Below are 9,775 nucleotides of genomic sequence, written 5' to 3' on the forward strand. Positions count from 1 at the left end.
GCTATTAGTATAAACACAAGTAAGTATTTAAAATAAGCATAAAAAATAAAACTAGCAAGTATCATAAAAACTTTTGATAGATTTATTTGTTTATAGTAATTTAGCGTGTGATATAAAATAAATGTTATTGGTAAAAATATAAATATAAATAGATTGGAATTAAAGAGCATTTAATAATCCTAATTGATTTAATATGTAAATTTATACTATAATAAAACAAATAATTTTAAGGAAACAATTGTGGATAATATAGATAATTTATTGTTAGAATGGCAACTAAATGAAGACGAAAATAAAATTAAAAATATTTCAAAAAAAATAACAAAAAAAGAAGCATACTTACTATGCAAAAGACTATATAAAAAAACTTCTAATGATTTTTATCTAAAATCTATCAAGAAAATTAATTGGAAATATATTCCATACACAATATATTTAAAGAAAAAATATGGTTTTAATAATGATAAAACAAACAATACAATAAATAAGATTAAAGAAATATTATCAAGCGATAATTCAAAAAAAGTATGTATATTTCAATTATCTTTTTATGACAAAAAAGGAAAAAATTTTTTCTCAGGCGGAGCAGAAAGATATGCTTTAGATTTAGCAGATATTATTTCTAAAAGAAACTATAAAACATATTTAATACAATTAGGCTCTGAAGAGCAAGACAATCCTTGGATTTTAAACAAAGGCAATTTGACAATTTTAGGAATCAATTTAAATTTAAATAGTTATAACTATTTGACAACTAAAATTAGTGATTTTTTTGAATTAATCATTTATTCTGGAATGACTGACTGGTTTCCTTGCAAGCAAAATTTCAACAAATCAATCATTATTTCACATGGTATAACTTGGGATAACCCTTGCAGTGACGCATGTATTTCATTCATAAAAAACAATCTATTTACATCAAAAACAATTGTTTCTGTTGATACAAACACCATATCTTGGTTTAGATCTACTTTTGCTAAATATATAAAGACAAATAATATCCAATTTAATTATATTGCAAATTATGTTGATTTAACCAATTTTTACTCTAATAGAAATAAAAACAATAATATTAAAATTTTATTTCCTAGAAGATGTTCTGATGAAAGAGGATTTTGGATTATGCATGAAGCTATGATGTATATTCTAGAAAAGTATGATTTTGTTGAATTAGACATTGTTGGATTTGTACACGAAGACAAAATACAAAAAGCAATAGATTTAATGAAGTCTAAATTTAAAAATCGTGTTGATAATAGAGTTTTAGATTCTAGCATAATGAAAGAAGCATATAGCAATGCAGATATTTCATTAATTCCTACACTATATAGCGAAGGAACATCATTATCTTGCATAGAAGCTATGGCTTCTGGTAACGCAGTAATTGCAACAAATATAGGAGGATTAACAAATCTAATAATTGATGGTTATAACGGAATTTTAATAAATCCAGAAACAAATTCATTAATAGCTGCTATCGAATTTTTACTTAATAACCCTAAGGAATTAGAAAAAATATCTAAAAATGCAACTGAAGTATCAAAAGTATTTAGTAAAGAAATTTGGGAAAGAAAATGGAATAATGTATTTTCTTCTTTTATAGATTAAGCAAATAGTTGCTTAATCTATACTATCTTTTAAAAAATATATCAATATAATCTTTAATGTATATGCTAGCATTACCGCTACCATAAGGGTTTTCTTTAATAATCCTTGTATCTTTTTTGTGTTTATCTAATATATTAGTAGCTTCACTTATTATTTTATTATAATCAGCTCCTACAAGTTTTGAAAAACCAGCATTTACGCCTTCTATTCTTTCTGTTTCATATCTTAAAACCAAAATAGGAACATTAAAACTAGGTGCTTCTTCTTGTATTCCTCCACTATCTGTTAAAATAAGTTTAGAATTTTTCATAACACTAATTAACATAGGATATTCCAACGGATTAGTTAACATAACATTGCTTATACTAGATAATTCTTCATATATTTTATTTTTTACATTAGGATTTGGATGAACTGGTATTAAAAAACTATGATCTTTAAACTTATTTGCTAAATCTTTAATAGCTTTACAAATAACTTCTAACCTATCACCATGATTTTCTCTGCGATGAATGGTTGCCAATACTAATTTTTCTTTATCAATATTTTCTAAAAACTTATCAGATTTTTGCATAATTTCATCAGATAAACAAGCTAAAGCATCAATAGATGTGTTTCCAACCATAAAAACATTTTTATCAATACCTTCTTTTTTTAATGCCTGCACTGCATCGTTTGTTGGAGCAAAATGTAAGGTTGTAATTTTACTAACCATAGCTCTAATTGCTTCTTCTGGAAATGGCTCGAATATATCATTTGATCTAAGACCAGCTTCAATATGAAAAACAGGGATTTTATTATAAAAGCTTACCAACGCTCCACAAAATACGCTCATGGTATCGCCTTGTACTATAGTTGCATGAATAGTATTATCATTAAATACATCTTGCAATTTTAACATAATCCTTGATTGAATATCAACTAATTTTTGATTTTCTCTCATACAATCAAGTTTAATATCTGCTTGTATATCAAAAAATTCAAGAGTTTGATTTGATAATTCTTTTTGTTGTTCGGTATTACATACTATTACATTATAAAGATTTGGGTATTTTTTTAGTTCTAAAATTACAGGTGCTAACTTAATAGCTTCAGGTCTAGTTCCAAATACAACAAGTATATTTTTTACCATAAACATTTCCTTACTTTAATTATTTAATATAACAATAATATCATTCAAAAGGTACTACATGCTTATATTAAATAACGAATTTGATATAATTTTTAACAAAATTTATTCAAACATAAATTTTACATTACTAAGATTTAACAAAAATATAAAAAACTTATTAGAAACAAGCAATAACAATTCATTTAAACAAGATATTTTAAACACTTTAAAACTAAATAATCCTAAAATCATACACGCTATTTCTTGTCCTTGCTGTGATTTTGCATCTAGTTATTTTTACCAACAACAAATAAAAAATAAAAACATTAGCTTAAGCAATATTTTCGTTAATAATAAAAAATTTAAAGAATATTTTGAAAAAATAAAAAAAGATGCAATTGTGATAGCAAATCATCGTGCTAAAAATAAAAAAATAGGTAATTTAAATGTTTTAAAATATTACGAAATTGGCGATGATTGTAATGATTTTTATAGCAATCATTTAGATAGTTTAATTAACGAAATTATTAATGATTTTGGCAATAAAAAAGATTTATTATATGTTGTATCTGCTGGTCCTTTAGCAGAAATTATAATACATAAATTATTTGAAAATAACGAAGATAATCAATATATAGATTTTGGCTCTTCAATTGATTTTTATTTTAAAGACAAAATACAACTAAAACCATATATGAATAGCTCTAGCGAGTATGCAAATAAAAATTGTAAAATGAAAATTTATCCTAAAGAAGAGCTAGAAATCAGTGTTGTTTTAAATTTATATAAAAGACCACATGTATTACCACTACAAATAGAATCTATAAAAAACCAATCAATTAAGCCAAAAGAAATTTTAATCTATCAAGATGGAGTATTTGAAGGCATTCAAATGTGCAAAGAAGCACAAGAAATAGCTACAAATATTGAAATTTCTCAAGAAAACAAAGGCGTTTGGCAAAGATTTCATTTCGCACAAAGAGCAACATCAAAATATGTTTGTGTATTTGATGATGATACCTTACCAGGGCGTGATTTTTTAGCAAATTGCCTTAATGAAATGCATAAACAAGAAGGTTTATATGGAGCAATAGGTGTTGTAATGAAAAAACCAAGAGATTATCCGCAAAATATTTTTAGACTAGGTTGGGCATGCCCTAATGAAATAACTGCCTTAGTAGATTTTGTAGGACATGCGTGGTTTTTTAAAAAGGAATGGTTAAAATACTTATTAAATGCGCCAAAAGAAATGCAAGATTTGAAAGTAGCAGGAGAAGATATAGGATTTTCACTAATGTTACAAAAACACAATATACAAACTTTTGTTCCGCCACACAATAAAAATAATAAAAAAATATGGGGAGCTGACCCTGAATTAAGCGTTAAATATGGGATAGAAAAATGCGGTATATCTATGAGCGATGAGAATGTTAAGAAATTTAATAAAGCTCTTAATTTGGCAATGGATAATGGTTTTATACCGCTAATTAACAACAATGATATGTTTAATAAAACACTAAATATTTTTAATGAAAGTATAAAAAATAGAGATAATTATTTTAAAAGATTAGAAAGAGCTATTAGACATTTTATTAAGAAAAAATTAGGGATACAAAAATATCAATAATGCAAACAAAAGGAATTAAATGATAAATTACGAAGGGTATTTTGAAAAAACTAGCAAAGAAATCATAAATGATTATATAGATAGAATGAATGCTGAAAGGCAAAGTGGCGAAGTGGGATTTTATGATTTACCGCTAGAATTTGAAATAGGAATTTCAAAATTAAAAGAAACAAAAGCAATCTTTGCAAACAAAAGTCATTTTGTAGTGCTTGGAATGGGTGGTAGTAGCGTTGGTACAAGGGCGATTTCTAGTTTTTTAGGCATTAAAAACATTGATTTTTTAGACAATATCTCAACCACTCTTTTTAATGAAATCTTAGAAAAAATTAGCCTTGAAAAAACCCTTTTTATCCTTGTTTCAAAATCAGGAAATACTATTGAATGCATAAGTTATTTTAGGATTTTATGCGACGAATTAAATCTTAGCGTAGATGAGCTAAAGCACCATTTTATCGGTATTTGCATGAAAGAAACCAAGCTTTATGAGTTTTTGCAAACAAACGAAATTCTGCATTTTGATTTAGACGAAAATGTTAGTGGTAGATTTTCCGTGCTTGGCAATGTTGGGCTTGTGCCATTATATTTTGCAGGGGCTGATGTAGAAAGTATTATAAATGGTGCAAAAGCTTGTATGAACGATACTTTGGCTCGTGAGCATATCATAAATCTAGCCTACACGCTAACAACAAAAATGATTAATAAAAACTATGTTTTATTTACATATTGCGAAGAATTACGCCATTTTAACGAATGGTTCGTTCAGCTTGTAGCCGAAAGTCTTGGGAAATTTAAAGAATATAAACGCGTAGGACTTACACCAATTAGTCTAATAGGACCAAAAGACCAGCATTCGTTTTTACAACTCATAATTGAAGGGCCAAAAGATAAATTCGTAGAATTTATCCGTATAAAACCAAATCCAAATAGCCCCAAAATAAAGCACATAAAAGGACTTGAAAATCTTGAAAATCAAAGCGTAGGACATAGTTTAGATGAGCTACTTTACGCTCAAAGCAAATCGTGTCTTGATGCGATAAAAGCTGAAGGAATAGAAACAAGTCTAATTGAGCTTGATAGCAAAAGTGCTTATAATATCGGATATTTAATATATTATTATGAGTTATTAGTTGGTGCTTGTGGGCTTATGATAGGCATTAGCACTTACGATCAACCTGGTGTTGAAAGTGCAAAAAAACTTCTAAAAATATTATTAACTACAAAATAATCATAAAATAAAATTAGGAATTTCACATTCCTAATTTTTAACTATCTTATAAAGTCTTAATGTATTTAGCTAAAGCTTTAAAATCTTCATCATTTAGATTTTTTACTTGTAATTGCATAGTTTTTTGAGATTTACCACCAAAAGTTCCCGCCTTATATCCACTTAAAGCTTCATAAATTTCGCTCTCACTTAAAGTATTTATTACAACTTCAGCCCCAGGAGCTAATTTTTCTGCATTTTTTCCATGACAGGCAATACATTTTTTAAATAAAGTCGCCGCATCAGTTTTTAAAACATTTTCAACACTACTACTAACCTTATCAATGCCATCAGTAATTGCTTTAGCTGCACTATCTGTGCTTTCTTTTATTGTATTTGCAACTTCATTGGTGCTTTCTTTTAAATTATTAGCAACGCTTTTTGTAGTATCACTAATGCTATCTACTGCAGAATTTATCATAGGTTCAACTTGATTTGCAGCAGTATTTATATGTTCATCAACCTTTGTTGCCACATTATCTACAATTGTATCTATTTTCTTAGCCACTTCTTCAGTGCTTGATTTTACATTTTGACTAAGCTCTTGAGCTGGTTTTTGCTCTTCTTTTTTATCGTTACAACCTGTTTGAATTATTAAAGCACTAATTGCTGCTAAACTTAAAAATATTTTTTTCATATTTTCTCCTTAAATAAATTAAAAGGCAAAATACTAGCATTTTTTAATAATTGTAATATTAAAATAAAAAATTAATTTATTATATATTATTTTATATAATAAGCTTTTAAATTCAGTTTTATTAAAGATTTTTTAATATATAATTTTTTATATTTTAAAGGAGTAAGTATGAAAAAAGCATTATTATTTTTAAGTTTAAGTTCTTTTGCATTAGCAAATACTTTAAATATCGCAGCAGCTGCAAACATAAGCTATCCACTAAACGAATTAAAGCAAAAATTTGAAAAACTACACCCAGATATAAAACTTAATGTCAATACAGGTGCTAGTGGTAGCTTTAACGCACAAATTAAAAATGGAGCAAATTATGATGTATTCTTATCTGCAAATATGGAATTTGCTAAAGATTTAGAAGAATTAACTAAAAATCAAGCAATCACTTATGCAAAAGGAAAGCTAATATTATTTTCAGCTAAAAAAAAGCCTAATTTAGATGATTTAAAAACCGCATCTTGTATAGCTATAGCAAACCCAAACACAGCTCCTTATGGAAAAGCAGCTAAAGAAGTATTAAATCAAATTCCAAATAGTTCAAACATAATAACGGCTACAAATATTTCAGCAACATTACTACAAGCTACAAAAGCTTGTGATTATGCTTTTGTAGCAGCGTCTAGCGTAGAGCAAATTAAAGAATTAGGTTTTAGTGATGAAAACATATTAAAAATTGATGATAAATTATACGAACCAATTTTACAAGGTATGATAATTACAAGTAAAGAAAAAAATGCTAAAGTGTTTTATGATTTTATATTAAGCCCTGATGCAAAGGAAATTTTTAATAAATATGGCTATGAATGAGCTGGATTTAAAACACGATTTTAAAGACTTTAAAATAAATGCTAGATTAAGCTTTGATGATGGAGAAATTATCGCATTGTTTGGTGATAGCGGAAGTGGTAAAAGCACTATTTTAAAATTAATAGCTGGGCTTATTAATAAGCCTTTGCTAAAAGATATTGCTTTTTTATTTCAAGATTGCACATTGTTTGATAATTTTAATGTATATGAAAATCTAGTTTTTACAAATACTAAAACTCTTTTAGATGATTTAAAATATATTTTTGGTAAAAAATTAGATAAAAATACAAGTAATTTTTACGATGAATTATTAAAACTAGCTAATTTAGAAGAGCACAAAACTAAAAAAATCAGCACTCTAAGCGGAGGACAAAAACAAAGACTAGCATTAATTTGTGCCTTAAGCAAAAATGCAAAATATATATTATTAGACGAGCCTTTAAGTGCACTTGATGATAGTAACAAAATAGCACTTATAAAACTAATCAAAAAAATAAATCAAGACTACAAAAGAACAATTATTTTTGTATCTCATTCGTGTTTTGAAATAAATGCCCTTGCTGATAAAATATATTTTGTAAAAAATGGTAGTTTTGAAAAATGTCTTAATAAAGAAGAATTTTTTATAGAAAAAATCCAAAATAATGAGTTTTTATGCAAGAATTAACACCAATTTTCTTATCACTTAAGTTATCTTTCGTAACTACTATAATATTATTTTTTATTTGCTTATATCCTGCATTTTATCTAAGCCAAAAAGAGTTTTTTGGTAAAAAAATACTATTAAGCATAATTTCATTGCCACTTGTGCTACCCCCTACCGTTTTAGGCTTTTATTTATTGGTGCTATTAAGTCCTAATAATTATTTAGGGCAATTTTTAGCTAAATTTGATATTAAACTTGTTTTTAATTTTAAGGCTTTATTGATTGCTTCAATAATTTATTCTATGCCTTTTATGTTTAATCCTATTTATAGTGCGTTTAATGCTTTGCCCAAAAATCTTTTTGATAGAGCTAAATTACTTGAAAAATCTCAAGCTAACATAATATTTCGCCTTTGTTTGCCGCTAATAATCCCTAGTATAATAAGTGCTAGTGTTATGAGTTTTGCTCATACTATGGGAGAATTTGGTGTAGTAATGATGATAGGCGGTAGCGTAGCAGGAGAGACAAAAGTCGCTTCTATTGCCGTATTTGAAGCATTAGAAACACTAGATTTAAATAAAGCAAATGAGCTTAGTATAATATTATTGGCTATTTCTTTTATTATTTTATTTGCCTTACAATTTATAAAACAAAATAAATATAAATCCTAATTTAAATTCTTTAAATTAAAGAATAAATAATGATAAAAATTGAGAGTATAGAGAATATAATAGGTTAAAAGCTGTAGGGTAAAACTTAAAGGAGAGCCTATTTTCAAAATAAAAATAAATAATATAGGAAAATATTATGCAAAACAACAATGAGCCTATTTTTGTGATGAATAGAAAAAAATCTTTTTTCGTATCTCTTTATTATATATTTGTTTTTATATGGGATTTAGCAACTTTACTGATTGGAATATGTTTTATAGATTTAGATAATTTTTTAGCAAATATTATTGGTTTTATTATAGTTGCTATTATACCTTATCATTTTTTTGTGCAATTGATATTAAAACGGTTATTTGTTATGAAGATTTTTTCATAATTAAGAGAAAGTTTTGCACTCAAAAGGTTTGCTATAGAAAATTTAAAGATTATTGGTTTTTTACTTCTATTACTAATAATAATATAGTAGTTAGGTTTAAGAAATTTAAATTTCCGATACATATAAATCAAAATATGTTTACAAAAGATGAAATTAAAAATTTTATTGAAATTTTAGAAAAAAACAATATCAAGCGTTATAGTTGGTTTGATTAATTAAGTATTGTAAATACTACTGAAAGAATTTTATGAAACTAGTATTTCTTGCTATGATAGTTGTAGGATTTGCATTCTTATATGAAGCTTACCCGTATAAAAAATTTAAGGCTAAACTTTTCTTTAAATGTGTATTTTGCTTTCGTTATTTTAAAGTAATTTCAAAAGAATATAAACCAAAAGATAAAAACCACATATATTATAATTTTATAGAAAATTTTCTTTATTATTTTAAATTTGTAATATTAGTTCTTTCATATACGCTTTTTTATTCTGGAATACTATTATTATGCCTTAATCTAACCCTTTAGATTAAAAATTTATAAGCTATGTTATTAATCTAAAAAATTAATTTACGAATAGCTCATTTAAATCTAATAAGCAAGGCTAAGCCACTATTATAAATCTTATTAATTATATTAACACCGCACCAACAATTCAATCAATCACTAAATCCACTAATTTATAAGCTATTTTTTATTACACTAAAAATAATACTATAATCATTTCCTAAATCATCTTATAAAGCATTTTAGAAATAACTCTTATCAAACTACATTAAAAATATTTAAGATAAATTCCTATATTAAATAAAATAAAAAATTTATCTATCAATTTGTATTAAACCCACTACAACATCATTAAATCTATATTATCCACAGCTTATTTATTTCATTAAAAAAGCTTTTAAAAACATTATTTATCCTGTAAAGGTATAAAATTAGTTTATATAGTTTTATTATTTAAATATTTTAAACA

The 9,775-nt window shown here is 25.8% G+C and carries 9 protein-coding genes; 7 read left to right on the plus strand and 2 right to left on the minus strand.

The features are described from left to right. The first annotated feature begins 240 nt into the window (after window positions 1–240). Window positions 241–1,608, plus strand: a complete 1,368-nt coding sequence (locus tag KJQ97_RS09955) for a glycosyltransferase family 4 protein (RefSeq protein WP_214120504.1) — start codon at window positions 241–243, stop codon at window positions 1,606–1,608. Window positions 1,609–1,630: 22 nt separating this feature from the next. Here KJQ97_RS09955 and wecB read toward each other — a convergent pair whose 3' ends face one another. After that, window positions 1,631–2,740: a non-hydrolyzing UDP-N-acetylglucosamine 2-epimerase gene (gene wecB, locus KJQ97_RS08025; protein WP_214120505.1), complete on the minus strand. Its 1,110-nt coding sequence runs from the start codon at window positions 2,738–2,740 to the stop codon at window positions 1,631–1,633. A gap of 58 nt (window positions 2,741–2,798) precedes the next feature. On the opposite strand from wecB, the gene KJQ97_RS08030 reads away from it, so the two are divergent. Then, window positions 2,799–4,346, plus strand: coding sequence for a glycosyltransferase (locus KJQ97_RS08030; protein ID WP_214120506.1), 1,548 nt, complete (start codon window positions 2,799–2,801; stop codon window positions 4,344–4,346). Between the two features lie 19 nt (window positions 4,347–4,365). Then, window positions 4,366–5,571 carry a phosphoglucose isomerase-related protein gene (locus tag KJQ97_RS08035; protein WP_214120507.1) on the plus strand — a complete coding sequence of 402 codons (1,206 nt, stop codon included), beginning with the start codon at window positions 4,366–4,368 and terminating at the stop codon, window positions 5,569–5,571. A gap of 46 nt (window positions 5,572–5,617) precedes the next feature. On the opposite strand, the gene KJQ97_RS08040 is transcribed toward KJQ97_RS08035, so the two are convergent. After that, complete coding sequence (locus tag KJQ97_RS08040; RefSeq protein WP_250325654.1) at window positions 5,618–6,247, minus strand: c-type cytochrome; 630 nt, start codon at window positions 6,245–6,247, stop codon at window positions 5,618–5,620. A 168-nt stretch (window positions 6,248–6,415) separates the two neighbouring features. Here KJQ97_RS08040 and modA point away from each other — a divergent pair, with 168 nt between their 5' ends. The 4 genes from modA (at window position 6,416) to KJQ97_RS08060 (ending at window position 8,801) form a co-directional block, all read left to right on the plus strand. Continuing rightward, window positions 6,416–7,108, plus strand: a complete 693-nt coding sequence (gene modA / locus KJQ97_RS08045; protein WP_214118250.1) for a molybdate ABC transporter substrate-binding protein — start codon at window positions 6,416–6,418, stop codon at window positions 7,106–7,108. Further along, window positions 7,101–7,775 (plus strand): ATP-binding cassette domain-containing protein, encoded by a 675-nt coding sequence (locus KJQ97_RS08050; RefSeq protein WP_214120508.1) that lies wholly within the window; start codon window positions 7,101–7,103, stop codon window positions 7,773–7,775. Before modA ends, KJQ97_RS08050 begins: the two co-directional genes overlap by 8 nt. Further along, window positions 7,763–8,425: a molybdate ABC transporter permease subunit gene (gene modB, locus KJQ97_RS08055; RefSeq protein ID WP_214118254.1), complete on the plus strand. Its 663-nt coding sequence runs from the start codon at window positions 7,763–7,765 to the stop codon at window positions 8,423–8,425. The genes KJQ97_RS08050 and modB overlap by 13 nt, the downstream gene beginning before the upstream one ends. 136 nt (window positions 8,426–8,561) lie before the next feature. Beyond that, the gene (locus KJQ97_RS08060; protein ID WP_214120509.1) at window positions 8,562–8,801 is read left to right on the plus strand and encodes a hypothetical protein; all 240 of its coding nucleotides are present in this window, start codon (window positions 8,562–8,564) and stop codon (window positions 8,799–8,801) included. Window positions 8,802–9,775: the final 974 nt, after the last annotated feature.

This window comes from Campylobacter sp. 2018MI01 (assembly GCF_018501205.1).
Classification (GTDB): Bacteria; Campylobacterota; Campylobacteria; order Campylobacterales; family Campylobacteraceae; genus Campylobacter_E.

Excerpts from the sequence above, each read along its gene's own strand:
- modA (WP_214118250.1), top strand. The coding sequence starts at position 6,416 with ATGAAAAAAGCATTATTATTTTTAAGTTTAAGTTCTTTTGCATTAGCA.
- KJQ97_RS08050 (WP_214120508.1), top strand. The coding sequence starts at position 7,101 with ATGAATGAGCTGGATTTAAAACACGATTTTAAAGACTTTAAAATAAAT.
- KJQ97_RS08040 (WP_250325654.1), bottom strand. The coding sequence starts at position 6,247 with ATGAAAAAAATATTTTTAAGTTTAGCAGCAATTAGTGCTTTAATAATT.
- wecB (WP_214120505.1), bottom strand. The coding sequence starts at position 2,740 with ATGGTAAAAAATATACTTGTTGTATTTGGAACTAGACCTGAAGCTATT.
- KJQ97_RS08030 (WP_214120506.1), top strand. The coding sequence starts at position 2,799 with ATGCTTATATTAAATAACGAATTTGATATAATTTTTAACAAAATTTAT.
- KJQ97_RS08060 (WP_214120509.1), top strand. The coding sequence starts at position 8,562 with ATGCAAAACAACAATGAGCCTATTTTTGTGATGAATAGAAAAAAATCT.
- modB (WP_214118254.1), top strand. The coding sequence starts at position 7,763 with ATGCAAGAATTAACACCAATTTTCTTATCACTTAAGTTATCTTTCGTA.
- KJQ97_RS08035 (WP_214120507.1), top strand. The coding sequence starts at position 4,366 with ATGATAAATTACGAAGGGTATTTTGAAAAAACTAGCAAAGAAATCATA.